Raw genomic sequence first — 16,261 nt, 5'->3', positions numbered from 1 at the left:
TCAGGGACCGGCGCGGCCCACGTTGGCGGCGACGATCTCATCGACGACGATCTTGGCTGTCTCCACGCAGGCCGTGATCCCGCCGTTCGCGTACTCCTTGACCGCGTCGCCCACATTCCACAGATTCGCGATCGGGGTGTCGTGGGGCAGGTCGTAGCCCGCGACCGCGCGCTGGGGCGGCCACTCGTCGCGGGTGACGGCGATGGACAGGATCCTCGCCTGCTCGAAACCCGGGATCTCCTCGCGCAGATCCTGCAGTACCAGCGCGGTTTCGGCCTCGGCGTCGAAGTCGCCGACCGAGGGTTTGGGCACGCCCGCGCCGACGTAGAGATGCCAACCCTCCGGTGCCATCTCCGGGCAGGTCGCGGTGAAGTTCGCGACGTAGCACAGCCGTCGGGTGCGGGCGAAGCTGAGCAGACCGGGCGCCTTGATCAGGGGTTCGCGGCTGGCGAAGTTGACCGAGATCATGCCGCAGGGCAGGTCGCGCTGCAGGACGCTGCCGACGTAATCCGGCGGGAAGTGTTCGGGGCCAACGAGATCCAGCGTCGCCGAGGGGCCGATGTCACTGACCGCGAAAGCGCAAGTGACTTCGACGGTTTCGCCGTCGCGGCGAATGCTCGCCCCGGTGACGCGGTCGTTCTCGATGTGCAGCCGCCGCACCTCGCTGTTCAACCAGACCTGTCCCCCATTGCGTTCCACGACATCGGCGAGCGACCTCCACAACCCGATGGTCCCCTCCGGGCAGAAGCCGAACTTCTTGAACGCGGCCTTGCGGGTGAAGTAGGTCAGGAACACCCGCGCCGGTAGCTCCTCCGAGCCGACCGCGAAGATCGATCCGCACATATTGCGGAAGATCCCTTGCACCGCATCGTTTTTGGTGTAGCGGCGCACCCATTCGGCGGTGGAGGGTTCCCGGTCGGGCGGGTCGCCGTCACCGTGGGCCGCGACGCTCGCGAGTGTCCTGGCTCCGTGCCGGGTCAGCTGCGAGATGAGCAGCCCCCAGCCGCCGGCATTGATGTCCACATCGCGGCCGTTGATTCGGTAGAGAATCGGCGGATCCGCCGGGCGCACTTCGAATTTGGCGCCGACCTCCTCGAAGGTCTGTTCGGTGATGCCGCCGATCTCGACGACGACGGCGCCGGTATTGATGGTGAATCCGTCGAGCTTCTCGGTGGAGGCGCGGCCACCGACCCTATCCAGACGTTCGACCACCAGGGTGCGGTAGCCGTGGTGGGAGAGCCGGGCGGCCGCGCACAGCCCGCCCACCCCGGCTCCGACAACCAGTGCGTCCCACATGTTCTCGCTCATGGCCCGGGTGTTCTGGCTCATGATGAGGCTCCTCGAGCAGGCTCAGCCCGCTGGGTTCACCCCGGGCTGAGCGTCGGACATATCGGTAATACGACTCCAATTCTCTCGCACCTCATCCAGCGTCGGGACCGCACTGAACAAGACGGGCTTGTTCGCGAACAGCTGGACCCGGTGCACCGCGCCGCCGCCGACCACGAAGGTCATGCCGGAATCCTGGTTCTCCTCGCTGACCAGGTAGGCCACGATCGGGGCGACCTGGGCGGGCGGCAGCTTCTCGAGGAACTCCGGCGAGGCGATATCGGCGGTCATGCGGGTCGCGGCGATGGGGGCCACGGCGTTGACCTTGATGTCGTACTTGCGGCCCTCGATGGCCAGGGTGTTCATCATGCCGACCAGTCCGAGCTTGGCGGCGCCGTAATTCGCCTGGCCGAAGTTGCCGTAGAGGCCGGAGGTGGAGGTGATCATGACGATCCGGCCGAAGCCCTGCTCGCGGAAGTGGCTCCAGGCGGCATGGGTGACATTGAACGAGCCGAACAGGTGCACGCGCTGCACGGCCTCGAAGGCCTCGGGGGTCATCTTGCCGAAGCTGGTGTCGCGCAGGATGCCGGCATTGTTGACCACGCCGTGCACCGCGCCGAAGTTGTCGAGCGCGGTCTGGATGAGCGCCTGCGCGCCCTCGACGGTGGCGACGCTGTCGTAGTTGGCGACCGCGGTGCCGCCCGCGGTGCGGATCTCCTCGACCACCGAGTCGGCCATATTGTGGCCCGAGCCGGAGCCGTCACGCGCCCCGCCCAGGTCGTTGACCACGACCAGCGCGCCCTCGCGGGCCAGCAGCAGCGCGTACTCGCGGCCCAGACCGCCACCGGCTCCGGTGACGATGATGACGCGGTCGGTTACACCAGGCATGAGAATCTCCTCGTTGAAATCTAAGTTCCTTTCGGAAAGTAGCAGCCGGTGATTCGGGGCCGTGTGCTGCCCGCCACACTCGTCGCGGCACTGGTCCATCGATAGGGTTGGTGTGGTGACTCCGCATCTGCACCAGCGCTATCCCGAACTCGAGCGGACGCTGCCCCACATCCGCCTGGGTTCCACCCCGACACCGGTGCGGCGGCTGGCGGCGCTGGATACCGTCGGGGCCGATATCTGGCTCAAGGACGACAGCGCGTTCGGTGACGGCGGGTGGGGCGGCAACAAGGTGCGCAAGCTGGAATGGCTGCTGCCCGATGCGCTGCGGCGGGGTCGCTCGACCATCGTCACCGTGGGCGGCATCGGCACCAATTGGGGACTGGCGACGGCGCTGTACGGGCGCGAGCACGGGCTGAAAACCGTTCTGGCACTGATCGATCAGCCCGAGGACGAGCATGTACGCGCGCAGGTGAAGCGGCTGCGGGACTCGGGGGCGGAGCTGCATTTCACTCACACCAAGGCGCGGACGGTGCCGACGGTGCTGTGGCTGCTGGCCCGGAATTTCTCCGGGGTGCGGCCGCCGTATTTTCTGCCCGCGGGCGGGTCGTCGGCATTGGGTGCGCTCGGATATGTCGAGACGGCACTGGAATTGGCCGCGCAGGTCGAGGCGGGTGCGTTGCCCGAGCCGAGCCATATCGTGGTTCCGGTGGGGTCGGGCGGGACCGCGGCGGGGCTCTCGCTCGGATTTCGGTTGGCCGGGCTCTCGACGCGTGTGGTGGGTGTCGTCGTGAATGACACTCTGCGACTTGATGAACCGACCCTGGCGAAGCTGGCGGGTCGTAGCGAGCGGCTGTTGCGCAAGCGGGGTGCGCGGCTTCCCGAGAACCTCGCCCCCACAACCAATCTCGATATCGTTACCGAGTATCTCGGTCCCGGGTACGGCTATCCGATGCCGGAAGCCGCTACCGCGCAGGCACTCTCGGCGGATCGGGAGCAAATGACGCTGGAGCCGGTCTATACCGCCAAGGCGATGGCGGCGCTGCTGGATATGAACGCGCACGGCCGGTTCGGCGACGGCCCGGTGGTGTATCTCAATACCAACGGGCCGCGCTGAGTCCGGCCATCTGCTCGCGTCCGGTCACGCGGTGGCGAGCTTGGCGGCCAGGAATTCTTCCCAGGTCCGTTCGCCCACAGCGTGATCCGGGGTCAGGTTCGCGCCCTGCGCGTAGATGCGCGAGGCCTTGCCCGGGGCCTTCATGGTGAAGACCGGACGCTTCTTGCCGAGGGCCTCCAGGTAGCTGCGCTCCAGTTCCTTCATGGTGTAGATCTTGGGTCCGCCGATCTCCTCGACGTAACCCGCGGGCTCGCCCAGCGTCAACTCGACCAGACGCGCTGCGACCTCGCCGGTTTCAATGGGCTGGAACTGGAAGTTGAAGACCGGCACCAGCGGCAGCTTGCCGAGTGCCGAGACCATGGTGAACAGCAGATCGTGGAATTGGGTGGCGCGCAGGATGGTCCACGGCAGGCCCGAATTCTCCACCACCAGTTCGGCATCCCGCTTCGAGGCCATGTAGGCCATGGTCTGGCGGTCGATGGCGCTCTCGACCGGGACGCGCTCGGCGCCGACGACCGAGATGAAGACCAGGTGCGGGAACACGCCCGCGGTCTCGATCGCCTGGACCAGGGTGCGGGCCTTGTCGCCGTCGCCCTTGGTGGTGCCCGCCAGATGCAGCACGGTGTCGACGCCCGCCACGGCCGCGGCGACGCCCTCGCCGGTCTCCAGATCCCCGGCGACGTATTCGATCCCGTCGCGGGCCTCCCGCGCGGTGCGGCTCATCACCCGGATGTTCACGCCGGCCTCGCGCAGCAGCGGGGTGACCAGCTTGCCCAGCGTGCCCGTGCCGCCGGTGACCAGAACCGTCTTCGTCATGATGACCATCTCCTTCGTCGTTGTCCGACGCCCCGTTCGGTGGCGTCCTGCCCAGTTGACGAAGCGACCCCGCCGGGTGTGACATGGTGTGAGCGGTCCCACAGGATCGCCGCGTCGTACCCTGATCTCATGCCCGATACCCGTTCCGCCGAGCAGCTCGATCGCCTGCTGGAACTGGTCTCCGGCCGCCGCCTGGCGGTGCTCACGGGCGCGGGCATCTCCACCGACAGCGGCATTCCCGACTACCGCAGTCCGGACGCGCCGCCGCGGAATCCGATGACCTATCAGCAGTTCGTCGGGGATCCGGTTTTCCGGCAACGGTATTGGGCCCGCAATCACGTCGGCTGGCGGCGGATGGACGCGGCGCGGCCGAATCCGGCGCATCGTGCGTTGTCGCGGCTGGAACGCGCGGGTGTGGTCACCGGGTTGATCACGCAGAACGTCGATCTGCTGCACACCAAGGCGGGTCATCGCAGGGTCGTCGACCTGCACGGCATCTATGCCCGGGTCACCTGTCTGTCCTGCGGAGCGCTCAGCTCGCGCATGTCACTGGCCGATCGCCTCGAAGCCGCCAACCCCGGCTTCGCCGAAGCGTTCCCGCTCGACGGGCTGGAGGTCGCCCCGGACGCCGATGCGGTAGTCGACGACACCGCGTCCTTCCGCATGGTCGACTGCCTGATCTGCGGCGGTCTGCTGAAACCCGACATCGTCTACTTCGGCGAATCCGTCCCCAAGCCGCGCGTAGCCACCGCCTTCGACCTGGTGGATTCGGCCGACGCCCTGCTGGTGGTCGGCTCGTCCCTGACGGTCATGTCCGGCCTGCGTTTCGCCCGCCACGTCGCCAAATCCGGCCGCCCCGTTATCATCCTGAACCGCAGCCGCACCCGCGCCGACAACCTCGCCACCCTCACCCTCGACACCGGCTGCGCCCCGGTGCTCACCGCTCTCGCGGACGCGCTGTGCCCCAACTGATTTCGGAAGGCAATTCCAATGACTACCGTTGAACAGAACATGTTTCCGGCCTGGTTCGACCGCCTACAGGCCCGCTACATGAATCCGGTAGTCCGCAAAATCGGACCCTACCTCCCCGGTTTCGCCGTCATCCAGCACCGGGGCCGCAAGTCCGGCCGTGTATTCACCACCCCCGTCAACGCCTTCCGGGCCAAGGGCACCCTCTATGTGGCCATGGGTCACGGGCGAACCGACTGGATCAAGAACATCCTCGCCGCCGGTGAAGCCGAGACCACCTACGCCTTCCGCCAGTACCGCCTGACCAATCCCCGAATCATCGCCCGGGGCGAGAGCGACCCCGGCCTTCCCCGCCTCGCCCGGCTCATGTCCCGCCGCCTTCCTCTCTTCGCGGCCGACACCGAGTAGCTCGGCGCGCCTCGAGGTCACCCGGGGTCGGTGGATTCCGGGTCCAGGGCAAGCGCGGAGCGGCCGCCGTCGACCGGGACGGTGGCGCCGTTGATGAATCCGGCCTCCGCCGATAGCAGGAATTCGACGGCCGCGGCGACCTCGTCGCTGGTGGCGACGCGGCCGAGCGGGTGGAGTACCCCCATCTGGTGTTCCACCGCCGCCGCGGCGCGGCATCCAGCGACGCCAGGTACTCGGCGTACCGCTCGGTCGCAACCGACCCCGGCGCAACAGCATTCACCCGAATCCCCCGGCCACCGTATTCCACCGCCAACGCCCGGGTCAGGCCCTCGATGGCCGCCTTCGCCGTGCTGTAGGGCAGCGCACCCGGCACGGCCCGGCGAGCCTGGTGGGAACTGAGATTCACGATCGCCCCGGCCGACTCCGACGCCAGCAGCCGGCGCACGGCCACACCGCACCCGACCACGACCGGCCGCAGATTCGCGTCGATGAGTTCCAATACCCGCTCGGGCCCGGCCGCATCCAACGCCGCATCCCGAAACACCGCCGCATTGTTGACCCACCCGGCCAAATCCCCGGCCCGCTCCGCACAATCAGCCGCCCGCTCGGCAACCTCCTCCAGCGCCGCATCCCCCACCACAACCTCCACCAACCCCGAATCCCAGCAAAGGTTCCCGGCATCGCGCTCGACAACCACGACCGCGTGCCCACCCCGCACCAGTCTCTCGACGACCGCTCTGCCGATCCCCCGGCCGCCTCCGGTAACAACATACGATCGCGCCATCATTCGATGCTAGGCACCGGATCTCATGGCGCGCCGAAACAGGACGGGACTAAGGCGACCGCGATCACTCGAGGGCCGCGTCGAGTCGGTCCAGGTATCGGGCCACGGGGTCGAGGGTGACCAGACCGGTTCCGGCACCGGCGAGTTCGGCGATCGCAGGGGCCAGACGGTCTCGCACTCGGCGCAGCACATCGCGTTCGGCGAGTTCGAGAGCGGCGTGGGCCAGCAAGGCCAGGCGTAGTTCCAGCAAGAGGTCGCCGGGCGGATTCGGGGCAGCGAGCAGGGCGGCGTGAGCCGCTTCCCGGTCGCGGCGAGCCAGCAGGAGCAGGGGTGCGACCCATGGCTCGTGCGGGCCCCAGTCGGTGAGTGGTTCGGCGGCAACGGGTTTGCCGTGGCGGAGGCTCAGGCAGAGCAGGGCGAGCGGGAGCAGGCCGTGGTTGAGGCCGGGCATGGCCGAACCGGGGTGAGCCGCCGACACCGAACGGTAGGCGGCCGTCGCTTCGTCGTACGAGGCGGATATCGACGTGCGCAGGGCGGCGTACCAGGCGGTGAAGAATGGGACCAAGGGCAGGCCGTATTTGTCGGCGAGGGTGTCGACAGCCTTCGCGTGTATGTCGGCGGTGTCGAAATCGGCTGTGGCGCTGAGCGCTTGGATGCGGATCAGATGGCCCAGGACTTCGAAGGTGGCCAGATTATCGGCCTGAGACAGGCGGACCAGCTCCGCGCCGATGGCGGCTCGCTCAAGAGCCAGGCCCGCGCGCTGGAAGGTCTGCATGAAACGCGCGTTGAGTGTGAGCGCGCGCAGGGCCGGGTTGTCCAACTGGGCGGCAAGGGTTTCAGCCTCGTCCAGGGCCGCGCGGGCACGGGCCGGGTCGGCGGCGCGCAGCTCCAAAGCGATGGTGGTCAGTAGGCGGCAACGCAGTTCGACGTCGGCGGTGGGGAGGTCGCGCAGAGCCCCCTCGGCGGCTGCGACCACGGCGCGGACCAGGGCCGGATCGTCAGGGTCGGTCCATACCGAGGGCACGTCGAAAGCGACGATGACGCGCGCGGTGAGTTCGGGGTCACCGAGGCGTTCGGCGGTTCGAATTGCCTCGGCGCGGCGGGTTCCGGCTTCGGAGAGGCGGCCGGTGATGGCGAGGGCGCGGACCAGGCCCATGGTGGCTTCCAGACCCGATCGAATGTCACCGGCTCGGTCGTAGGCGGCCACCGCGTCCGCCCACAGGCGTGCGGCCTCGTGCGGCGCGAAGGCTTGTTCGGCAGCCAATGCGGCTGCGCGCGAGTATTTTCCGGCCCGGGGCGCGGTCGCGCGGGTGGCGGCACGGACGAAATGGTGTGGCAGCAGGGCGGGGTCGGCGGTTCCGGAGGCTTCGAGCAGGGTGCCGGTCCGCTCATGCCAGAGGGATCGGCGAGGGGCGGGAATGTCGCGATAGACGACGTCGCGGACCAGTGCGTGCGCGAAAGCCACACCCGTCGAGCCGGATTCATCCAGAAAACCGGCACGCAACGCCGCCGCCACCGCAGCGTCCGCCAGCTCCGCATCCCCGGACAGCTCCACCAGCAGCTCGAAGTCGACCTCGGCCCCGATCACCGCGGCCTGCTGCAACACCACCCGTTCCGCCTCGGCCAGCCGCTCCAGCCGGTGCCGCACCACATCCCGCACCCCGACCGGTACCGACTCCAGCCCGGCCTCCCCTTCCTCGGCCCACAACCGCGCCAGCTCCCGCGTATAGAACGGATTCCCTTGCCCCCGAGCATGAATCCGCCGCAGGGCATCCGGGCCGATCTCGGCCCCCGCCACCTCCCGAACCAACTCCCCCGCATCGTCGGCGACCAGCCCGCCCAACTGGATGCGCACCGGCTCCCCCCGCGCGATCCGCGCCAATGCCGCCGCCAGCCCGGACTCCACATCGGTGCCGCGATAGGTACCGACCAACAACACCGGCCCCACCACCGGCGTAATCGCCAACGCGGCCAGTAATTCGAGCGTCTCCTCCCCCGCCCAATGCAGGTCATCGAACACCACCAGCACCGGCCCACCGCGCGCCACCGTGCCCAGGTACCTGAGCGCCGCCCGCTGTGAATCGAACCGCCGCACAGCCGGATCCACGCTCGAGCCGCCGACGTCGGCTGCCCGAGCGGCGACCGCAGCGCCGCCCGCCCGACTCGCGCCTACGCTTTCCGCCGCAGTCGGGCCACCGCGCGCAGCCGACAGCGCGGACGTAATGCACGTCCACGGCCAGTTGGGTGGTGCGCTCTGGTCAGCCGGACTGGGCCCCCAGGCGGCCGTCCATCCGCCCAGTGCGAGATCGGCCGAAAGCGCCTGGACGAGTGCCGTTTTCCCCACGCCCTCGACTCCGGACACCAGCACCGATTTGGCCTGTCCGCTCGCCGCCACCCGCTCCGCGACGGCCCGCAGCCGCGCCAACTCGTCGACCCGACCGACGAAGACATCGCGGACGGTCGACTGTTCCGCGGCGGCACCGACTGCCACCGATGCCGCCGCACCGTCGCGATCTCTCCCGATCACCGGGTTCGCGGCGGAGAGTGCATACGCCTCGGCGGCCTGCGTTTGCGCAGCGGAGGCGGTTGCGTGATCGCCGGTCGGCGCTGCCGTCAGGTGTAGAGCCTGGGCGAGGATGTCGGACTCGAGTTGGCGCAGAGCCGGGCCGGGGTCTACGCCGAGTTCGTCGCGGAGGTTGGCACGGATGGTGCGCAGGGCGGCGAGGGCGTCGGCTTGGCGGCCGGCGCGGTAGAGGGCCAAAGCCAGGGTGTGCCAGGCGGGTTCGTGGAGGGGGTGGTCGTGGAGGTGGGGTTCGAGGGCGGCGACCGCCTCGGTGTGGCGGGAGAGGTTCGTCAGGGCGCGGGCACGCTGCTCTATTGCGCGGGCCCGGAGTTCGTCGAGGCGGGTGATTTCGGCTCGGGCCCAGCTGGTGTCGGCGAATTCGGCGTAGGCTGGGCCTCGCCAGAGGGCTAGGGCGGCATCGAGATTCGCCAGCGCCGTGGCGGGGTCGGCGGGCAGGGTGCGGCTCGCCGCCGAGATCAGTGCTTCGAAGCGGTTTGCGTCGAGCTGTTCCGGGGCGATGCGAAGGGCATAGCCGGGGGCGGCGGTGACCAGGAGCTTTGCCGGTTGGCGGGGTTCGCGGTCTGGTTCGAGGATGCGGCGTAGGTCCGAGATGAAGGTCTGGATGGTGCCGGTCGGGTCGCGGGGCGGGGTTTCCCAGAGGTCGTCGATGAGGGTCGGGACCGGGACCACGCGGCCGCGGGCGACCAGGAGGCGGGCGAGCAGGGCTCGGTGCCGCGGGCCTTTGAGGGCCAGCGGTCCGTGCTCGTTCTCGGCCCGCAAGGGGCCCAGGACCTCGAAGGTCACCACGCCGATCGACTTTATCGGCTGTTCCGGGCTATCCCCTGAGTGGCACTGACTCGGCGCTGAGCGATTGCTGACCGGCCTCGATCAGGCTCGTTCCGTACCGAAGATCTCTTGGAAAGGACCATCATGACCCCGCGCATTCCCGGTTTCGACTACCAGCGCGTCACCGTCGCCGACGGTGTCAGCCTCAATGCGGCGGTCGCCGGATCCGGCAGCCCGATCGTGCTGCTGCACGGCTTCCCGCAGACCCACCTCATGTGGCGGCATGTGGCGGCGGACCTGGCCGCCGATCACACCGTCATCTGCCCGGACCTGCGCGGTTACGGGGACAGCGACAAGCCGTTCGACGCCGATGGCGAGGTGTACTCCAAGCGCACGATGGGCAACGATATCGTCGCGCTGGCAAAGGCTTTCGGGTACGACCGCTTCGCCTTGGCCGGGCACGACCGGGGCGTGCTGGTCGGGTTCCGTACCGCGCTGGACCACCCGGACAACGTCACCCACTTCCTGGCGCTGGATGTGCTGCCGACCCTCGACATGTGGGATGTCATGGGCGGCCTGACCGGGGTCGTCGGCTTCCATCTCTTCCTGATGGCCCAACCGGTCGGTCTGCCCGAACACATGATCGGCGCGACAGCCGACGAATTTTTCGGCCACTTCCTCGACATCTGGACCCGGAATCCGGAGGCCATCCCCGCCGAGATCCGCGACGCCTACCTGAAGGCCAGCCGCGAGGCCATCCCGTCGATCGTCGCCGACTACCGCGCCTCGGCGCACATCGACGTCGAGCATGATCGCGTCGACCGCGCGGCGGGGTCGACCTTGCGGATGCCGGTGACCGCCATGGCACAGGATTGGGGTGCCGAGCTCGGCTTCGACGCCGAAGCACTGTGGCGGGCGTGGGCTCCCGACCTGCACCACGAGCTCATCGCCAGCGGGCATTTCATGGCCGAGGAAGCTCCGGCCGAGATCATCCGCGCGATGCGGGAACTGCTGAAGCGCTAGCCGCGCACCTCGAACCGCCGCACCATCGCGACCAGGGCCGCCCGCAGGGTTTCCGGATCGTCGGTGTCCGCGCCGAGGATCATCCGGACCACCTGTGGCGCGGCGAACCACCAGGCCGCGAGCGCCGCGACGGCGTAGAGAAGATAGCCCGGTGCGACATCGTCGGTGAGGGATCCCGCACGCTGCGCCTCGGCCAGCGCGGCGACCTTCTCCGCGTAGTGCGAGGCCCGCGCGGATTCGGCGGGTAGCTCACCCTCCTGCGGTTGCAGCCCTTCCCAGTACATCAAGCGCAGGAACTGGGGATGGCTGCGGTGGAAGTCGAACACGTGCCCGGCGTATTCGGCCAGGTCCCCGGCCTTGTCGGCGGACAGTGGACTGGCTGCGGCCAGCTGCTCGAGCTGATCGGTGAGCACGGCCTCGAACAGCCCGCGCTTATCGCCGAAGTACTGGTAGATACGTTCCTTGTTGATCCCGGCGCGGGCCGCGATGGCGTTCACCCGGGCGCCGTCGGGTCCGCGTTCGGCGAACTCGTGGACCGCCGCCTCGAGCAGCAGTCGTCTGGTCCTCTCGGTATCCCACGCCATGGGGTCCATCCAACCATCTCCAACCGCACGGTTGCGGATCGGCTCGCGGCTGTGGCAAACTCCAACCACACGGTTGCAACCATTCGGTTGCGGATTGCTCGACAAGCACGAAAGCAGGAGGTGGCGAGATGCCCGAGTTGCGCTCCCGCACGGTCACGCACGGACGGAACATGGCCGGGGCCCGCGCCCTCATGCGGGCCAGCGGGGTGCCGTCGGCGGATATCGGCCGCAAGCCGGTGGTGGCGATCGCCAACAGCTTCACTGAGTTCGTGCCGGGTCACACCCATCTGCAGCCGGTCGGCCGGATGGTGTCGGAGGCGGTCCGGGAGGCGGGCGGGATCGCGCGCGAGTTCAATACGATCGCCGTGGACGACGGAATCGCCATGGGGCACAGCGGAATGCTGTACTCGCTGCCGTCGCGGGATCTGATCGCGGATTCGATCGAGTACATGGTGAACGCGCACTGCGCGGACGCGCTGGTGTGCATCTCCAACTGCGACAAGATCACTCCCGGCATGCTGATGGCCGCCATGCGGCTCAATATCCCGACGGTCTTCGTGTCGGGCGGGCCGATGGAGGGCGGCACCGCGGTGCTGGTCGACGGCACCGTGCGCAGCCGCCTGGATCTCATCGTCACCATGTCGGAGGCGGTGTCCCCCGACGTCTCCGACGAGGACATGGCGCTCATCGAGGAGAACGCCTGCCCGACCTGCGGTTCCTGCGCGGGCATGTTCACCGCGAACTCCATGAACTGCCTGACCGAGGCGCTGGGTCTGGCACTGCCCGGCAATGGCACCACGCTGGCCACCCACACCGCGCGCGCCGAGCTGTACCAGGCGGCGGGGCGCACGGTCATGGATATCGCCCGCCGCTACTACGACGAGGACGACGCCTCGGTCCTGCCCCGGAATATCGCCTCCCGCAAGGCCTTCGACAATGCCATGGCGCTGGATCTAGCCATGGGTGGATCAACCAACACAGTGCTGCACCTGCTGGCCGCCGCTCAGGAGGCCGGGCTGGATTACGACCTGACCGATATCGAGAAGATGTCGCTGCAAGTGCCGTGCCTGTGCAAGGTCGCGCCGAATGGCACCTACCTGATCGAGGACGTGCACCGCGCGGGCGGCATCCCGGCGCTGCTGGGCGAGCTGAACCGGGCCGGACTGCTGCACCGCGATGTGTATGCGGTGCACGCGGATTCGCTGGACGGCTGGCTGGCCGAATGGGATGTCCGCGCCGCCGAGCCGTCTGCCACGGCCCTCGAGCTCTTCCATGCCGCACCGGGCGGCAAGCGCTCGGCGAAGGCGTTCTCTCAGTCCGAACGCTGGCACGACCTGGACGTGGATGCCGCCGAGGGGTGCATCCGCGATGTGGCCCACGCGCATTCGAAGGACGGCGGTCTGGCCGTGTTGCGTGGCAATCTGTCCGTCGACGGCGCGGTGGTGAAATCCGCGGGCGTGGCACCCCACATGCACACCTTCACCGGTCCGGCGATCGTGCTGGAATCCCAGGAGGAGGCGGTCGAGGCCATCCTCTCCAAGCGCGTCAAGTCAGGCGACGTCCTCGTCATCCGCTACGAGGGCCCGCGCGGCGGCCCGGGCATGCAGGAAATGCTCTACCCCACTTCATATCTGAAGGGTCTGGGCCTGGCCGGGGAGTGCGCGTTGATCACCGATGGCCGCTTCTCCGGTGGCTCGTCGGGCTGCTCCATCGGCCACATCTCCCCCGAGGCCGCCGCGGGCGGCACGATCGCCCTGGTCGAGGACGGCGACACGATCACCATCGACATCCCTTCGCGCACCCTCACCCTGCACGTCGGCGATGACGAACTGGCCGCCCGCAGAACGGAACTGGAGGCGAACGGCGGCTACCGTCCCCGTAGCCGCGACCGCCAGGTGTCACTCGCACTGAAAACCTATGCGCTACTGGCCACGTCGGCCGATCGTGGCGCGGTGCGTGATCCGGCCAAGCTGGCCTGACGGTCAGACGGTTTCGACCACGAAGCTGGCGACGGTGGTGGTACTGCCGCCGATGTTCACGGTGCCGTAGCGGGTGACGTCCGGAAGTTGGTAGTCGCCCGCTCGGCCGGTGACCTGTTTGTAGGCGTCCAGGAGCATGCGGACGCCGGTCGCACCGACCGGGTGTCCGATGCCGATCAGACCGCCTCCCGGGTTGACGGGGAGGCTGCCGTCGCGGCCGATCATGCCGGACTCCACGGCCTTCCAGCTCTCACCCGGCGCGGTGAGGCCGAGATGGTCGATGGCGATGTACTCCGACATGGAGAAGCAGTCGTGGACCTCGATGCCGTCGAGCTGGTGGATGTCGGCCAAGCCCGCACGGGACAGGGCGTCGAGGAACGCGGTGCGGACGTGGGGGAAGACGTAGGGCTCGGCGGCGGAGACGCGGAACTTCTCGTCGAGCGGGAGGCCGACGGTGCGGTGACCCCAGCCGGAGATCACCGCGGTGGGACGGATTTCACTGTGCCGCCGCAGGAACCGGTCCGACACCAGGATTACCGCGGCCGCGCCGTCGGTCATCTGGCTGCAGTCCTGGCGGCGCAGGACGCCGGTGACCGGTGGGTTGGCGGTGTCGTCGGTGGTGAAGCTGGCGTCGGTGTAGGTCCAGTCGCGGGTTTGGGCGTAGGGGTTCAGGCGAGCGTTGGTGATGTTCAGCTCGCTGATGACGCGCAGGTGGACGGGGTCCAGGCCATAGCGGCGGTCGTATTCGTCGGCGATGGCGGCGAATTGGGTGGGCCAGACCAGATCGGTGTCCTGGGCCTCGTGACCTGCCCAGGCAGCGGCACCCATGTAGGCGGCGGCCTGACCGCCCGGCACCGTCTTCTCCAGCTCCGCGCCCAGCACGAGCGCGCAGTCGTAGCGGCCGGATTCGAGGTCGGCCATGGCCGCGAGGACCGCCATACTGCCTGAGGCGCAGGCCGCCTCGTGGCGGGAGGCCGGGATGCCCCACAGGTCCGGGTGGACGGTTGCGGGCATGCCGCCGAGATGGCCTTGGCCGGTGAACAATTGGCCGAACGCATTGCCGACGTGCACGACATCGATCGCGGTGGCGTCGAGATGTGCGTCGGTGAGCGCCGCTTCGAGGACATCGCGGATCAGGGCATCGAATCCGAGACCGGCGCGATGCCAGTTGACGGCGAAATCGGTTTGGGCACCGCCCAGAATGTGCACGGACACGGGGTCCTCCAGAGTCAGAGTCGGGAACGCAGTTCGCGGCGCAGCAGCTTGCCGACCGGATTACGCGGGAGCGCATCGATGATCTCCAGCCGCTCCGGAAGTTTGAACGAGGCCACCTCCCGCGCCTTCAGGTGCGCGACGAGATCCGCGAGGGTCACGGTCACGCCGGGCGCGGGAACCACTACGGCACAGCACTTCTCACCGAGCACCGGATCCGGGTAGCCGACCACCGCCACATCCGCGACGCCGGGATGGTCGATCAGCAGCCCTTCGATCTCGGCGGGCGCGATATTCATCCCGCCGCGGATGATGATCTCCTTCACCCGGTCCACGAACCGCAGATACCGTCCGCCCTCGCACAGCTCGAAAACATCTCCGCTGCAGAGGAATCCCTCGTCATCGAAGGGTTCGGCAATGGCGGAGCCGGGCAGATATCCACCGAAGACAGCCGGACCGCGCAGCCGAAGCTCCCCGCGCCCGCCGACCTCGGTGACCGTCGCCGCGGTGGTGACATCGACCAGCTTCACCGCCGTCCGCTCGGCCAGCCGCGTCGACCAACGCACCCCGGCGGCACCGTAATACGGCAGATGCTGTGCCCGCAGCGTCGGATCCGGAATATCCGCGGGTGCGCCCAGCAAGCTCACACCCTCGTTCGACCCGAAGAAGTTGATCACCTGAATCCCCAACTCCTCCTGCCACTGCCGCACCACCGGCGGCGGCAACGGCGCACCACCCGACCCGACAATGCGCAGCGACGACAGATCAGCCTGCGCCCGCAGCGCGTCGTTCCGCAACAGCATGGTCAACAGCGCGGGCGGCATGCTGGTATGCGTCACCCGATACCGCGCGATCTGCCCCAAGAACACCGCCAAATCCAGCGGCTGATGATGCACCAGATGCCCACCCGCGAGCAGCCACGGCAAGAACGCCGCCGCGAACCCGGCCATATTCACCATGGGAAACGGATTGAGCACCACCGAATCCGGAGCAACCCCCAACCCATCCTGAACTCCACCGGCAATCGCCAACCAATCACCGTGACATCGCGGAACGCCCTTCGGCGCAGCCTCGGTGCCACTCGTCCAGCACACCGTGACGCGATCGTTCACCGTCACCGACAGCCCGGCTTCATACTCCCGCACCCGCTTCCGGCCGTCCGCCCGAGCCTGGTCGGGGATATCCGTCACGTCAGCCGCGGCAATCAGCACCGCGCCCGCCGGAACAGCCGGACCGAACGCGAAGACCGTTCGCGTGCCCGCGGCGACATCCAACGCCTCCGCCGCAAGCGCCCGATCCCCCAGCGCCCCAACCGTTATGATCGCCTCGGCGTCGGTCGCCGCCACAATGCCCGACAGCTCATGCCGCCGAAATGACACCGGCATCGGTGTCGCCACCGCACCCAACCGCCACAGCGCGAGATATGTAGCGGTCAGCGCCACCGAATTCGGCAACTGCACCGCAACAGTGGCCCCCTGCCGAATCCCGTTGTACAGCAACAGCACCGCGAGATCAGTGACGTACTCATCCAACTCCAGCCAGGTAAGCGTGCGCGGCTCCGCCCCCGTCAACTCGGCAAGGTTCGCCGGATCACTGACCGCCGCCGCATCCGGCGCCGCCTCAACCCGCTGCCGAAAAACCTCGGGAATCGTCTCCGGCTGCCACCAGCCCCGCTCGAGGTAGGTGCGCGCGGTCAGCTCCGGATGACAGGTATGCACCGGGTGCCGTGCGGAGAGGTCAGTGGCGGAGAGGTCGGTCATCGATCCGACTCCGCCTGCCCCGTACCATCCCCAGCGCCAACGCCGCCCC

The 16,261-nt window shown here is 68.4% G+C and carries 13 protein-coding genes and 1 pseudogene; 5 read left to right on the top strand and 9 right to left on the bottom strand.

Features of this window, described 5'->3' with window-relative positions; translation table 11 throughout:
• Nucleotides 1-1,308 (bottom strand): phytoene desaturase family protein, encoded by a 1,308-nt coding sequence (locus tag ACAM49_RS10455; RefSeq protein ID WP_369635288.1) that lies wholly within the window; start codon nt 1,306-1,308, stop codon nt 1-3.
• A 42-nt stretch (nt 1,309-1,350) separates the two neighbouring features.
• Entirely contained in the window at nt 1,351-2,214 is an 864-nt protein-coding gene (locus ACAM49_RS10450) for an SDR family oxidoreductase (protein WP_369635261.1), read from the bottom strand.
• 115 nt (nt 2,215-2,329) lie between these two features.
• Here ACAM49_RS10450 and ACAM49_RS10445 point away from each other — a divergent pair, with 115 nt between their 5' ends.
• Nucleotides 2,330-3,328 (top strand): 1-aminocyclopropane-1-carboxylate deaminase/D-cysteine desulfhydrase, encoded by a 999-nt coding sequence (locus tag ACAM49_RS10445; protein ID WP_369635260.1) that lies wholly within the window; start codon nt 2,330-2,332, stop codon nt 3,326-3,328.
• 24 nt (nt 3,329-3,352) lie between these two features.
• Here the strand turns inward: ACAM49_RS10445 and ACAM49_RS10440 are convergent, their stop codons facing one another.
• Complete coding sequence (locus ACAM49_RS10440) at nt 3,353-4,144, bottom strand: SDR family oxidoreductase (RefSeq protein ID WP_369635259.1); 792 nt, start codon at nt 4,142-4,144, stop codon at nt 3,353-3,355.
• Between the two features lie 129 nt (nt 4,145-4,273).
• Between ACAM49_RS10440 and ACAM49_RS10435 the strand changes: the two genes are divergently transcribed.
• Together ACAM49_RS10435 and ACAM49_RS10430 are read left to right on the top strand one after the other, a co-directional pair.
• A complete protein-coding gene (locus ACAM49_RS10435) occupies nt 4,274-5,116 on the top strand; it encodes an NAD-dependent protein deacetylase (RefSeq protein ID WP_369635258.1) in 843 nt (280 codons plus the stop codon).
• A gap of 18 nt (nt 5,117-5,134) precedes the next feature.
• Complete coding sequence (locus tag ACAM49_RS10430; protein WP_369635257.1) at nt 5,135-5,521, top strand: nitroreductase family deazaflavin-dependent oxidoreductase; 387 nt, start codon at nt 5,135-5,137, stop codon at nt 5,519-5,521.
• A 17-nt stretch (nt 5,522-5,538) separates the two neighbouring features.
• Here ACAM49_RS10430 and ACAM49_RS10425 read toward each other — a convergent pair whose 3' ends face one another.
• The 3 genes and pseudogenes from ACAM49_RS10425 to ACAM49_RS10415 form a co-directional block, all read right to left on the bottom strand.
• Nucleotides 5,539-5,823 (bottom strand): SDR family oxidoreductase, encoded by a 285-nt coding sequence (locus ACAM49_RS10425; protein WP_369635287.1) that lies wholly within the window; start codon nt 5,821-5,823, stop codon nt 5,539-5,541.
• Nucleotides 5,769-6,305, bottom strand: a pseudogene (locus ACAM49_RS10420) (SDR family NAD(P)-dependent oxidoreductase); the annotation flags it as partial. The pseudogene ACAM49_RS10420 and the gene ACAM49_RS10425, both read right to left, overlap by 55 nt.
• Nucleotides 6,306-6,369: 64 nt before the next feature.
• Nucleotides 6,370-9,675, bottom strand: coding sequence for a BTAD domain-containing putative transcriptional regulator (locus ACAM49_RS10415; protein WP_369635256.1), 3,306 nt, complete (start codon nt 9,673-9,675; stop codon nt 6,370-6,372).
• Between the two features lie 123 nt (nt 9,676-9,798).
• On the opposite strand from ACAM49_RS10415, the gene ACAM49_RS10410 reads away from it, so the two are divergent.
• A complete protein-coding gene (locus ACAM49_RS10410) occupies nt 9,799-10,677 on the top strand; it encodes an alpha/beta fold hydrolase (RefSeq protein ID WP_369635255.1) in 879 nt (292 codons plus the stop codon).
• On the opposite strand, the gene ACAM49_RS10405 is transcribed toward ACAM49_RS10410, so the two are convergent.
• Nucleotides 10,674-11,261 (bottom strand): TetR family transcriptional regulator, encoded by a 588-nt coding sequence (locus tag ACAM49_RS10405; RefSeq protein WP_369635254.1) that lies wholly within the window; start codon nt 11,259-11,261, stop codon nt 10,674-10,676. The two genes, ACAM49_RS10410 and ACAM49_RS10405, sit on opposite strands and share 4 nt — an antisense overlap.
• A gap of 128 nt (nt 11,262-11,389) precedes the next feature.
• On the opposite strand from ACAM49_RS10405, the gene ilvD reads away from it, so the two are divergent.
• Nucleotides 11,390-13,240, top strand: coding sequence for a dihydroxy-acid dehydratase (gene ilvD, locus ACAM49_RS10400; RefSeq protein ID WP_369635253.1), 1,851 nt, complete (start codon nt 11,390-11,392; stop codon nt 13,238-13,240).
• A gap of 3 nt (nt 13,241-13,243) precedes the next feature.
• Here ilvD and ACAM49_RS10395 read toward each other — a convergent pair whose 3' ends face one another.
• Entirely contained in the window at nt 13,244-14,449 is a 1,206-nt protein-coding gene (locus ACAM49_RS10395) for an acetyl-CoA acetyltransferase (protein ID WP_369635286.1), read from the bottom strand.
• A gap of 20 nt (nt 14,450-14,469) precedes the next feature.
• Complete coding sequence (locus tag ACAM49_RS10390; RefSeq protein WP_369635252.1) at nt 14,470-16,212, bottom strand: class I adenylate-forming enzyme family protein; 1,743 nt, start codon at nt 16,210-16,212, stop codon at nt 14,470-14,472.
• Nucleotides 16,213-16,261 lie beyond the last annotated feature (49 nt).

It is taken from the genome of Nocardia sp. JMUB6875 (assembly GCF_041154655.1).
Classification (GTDB): domain Bacteria; phylum Actinomycetota; class Actinomycetes; order Mycobacteriales; family Mycobacteriaceae; genus Nocardia.
The sequence above is the reverse complement of the archived record's forward strand: the minus strand, read 5'-3'. Positions and strand labels throughout refer to the sequence as shown.

Coding starts and splice junctions, on each gene's coding strand:
- ACAM49_RS10455 (WP_369635288.1), bottom strand. CDS start 1,308: ATGAGCGAGAACATGTGGGACGCACTGGTTGTCGGAGCCGGGGTGGGC.
- ACAM49_RS10450 (WP_369635261.1), bottom strand. CDS start 2,214: ATGCCTGGTGTAACCGACCGCGTCATCATCGTCACCGGAGCCGGTGGC.
- ACAM49_RS10440 (WP_369635259.1), bottom strand. CDS start 4,144: ATGACGAAGACGGTTCTGGTCACCGGCGGCACGGGCACGCTGGGCAAG.
- ACAM49_RS10435 (WP_369635258.1), top strand. CDS start 4,274: ATGCCCGATACCCGTTCCGCCGAGCAGCTCGATCGCCTGCTGGAACTG.
- ACAM49_RS10430 (WP_369635257.1), top strand. CDS start 5,135: ATGACTACCGTTGAACAGAACATGTTTCCGGCCTGGTTCGACCGCCTA.
- ACAM49_RS10410 (WP_369635255.1), top strand. CDS start 9,799: ATGACCCCGCGCATTCCCGGTTTCGACTACCAGCGCGTCACCGTCGCC.
- ACAM49_RS10405 (WP_369635254.1), bottom strand. CDS start 11,261: ATGGCGTGGGATACCGAGAGGACCAGACGACTGCTGCTCGAGGCGGCG.
- ilvD (WP_369635253.1), top strand. CDS start 11,390: ATGCCCGAGTTGCGCTCCCGCACGGTCACGCACGGACGGAACATGGCC.
- ACAM49_RS10390 (WP_369635252.1), bottom strand. CDS start 16,212: ATGACCGACCTCTCCGCCACTGACCTCTCCGCACGGCACCCGGTGCAT.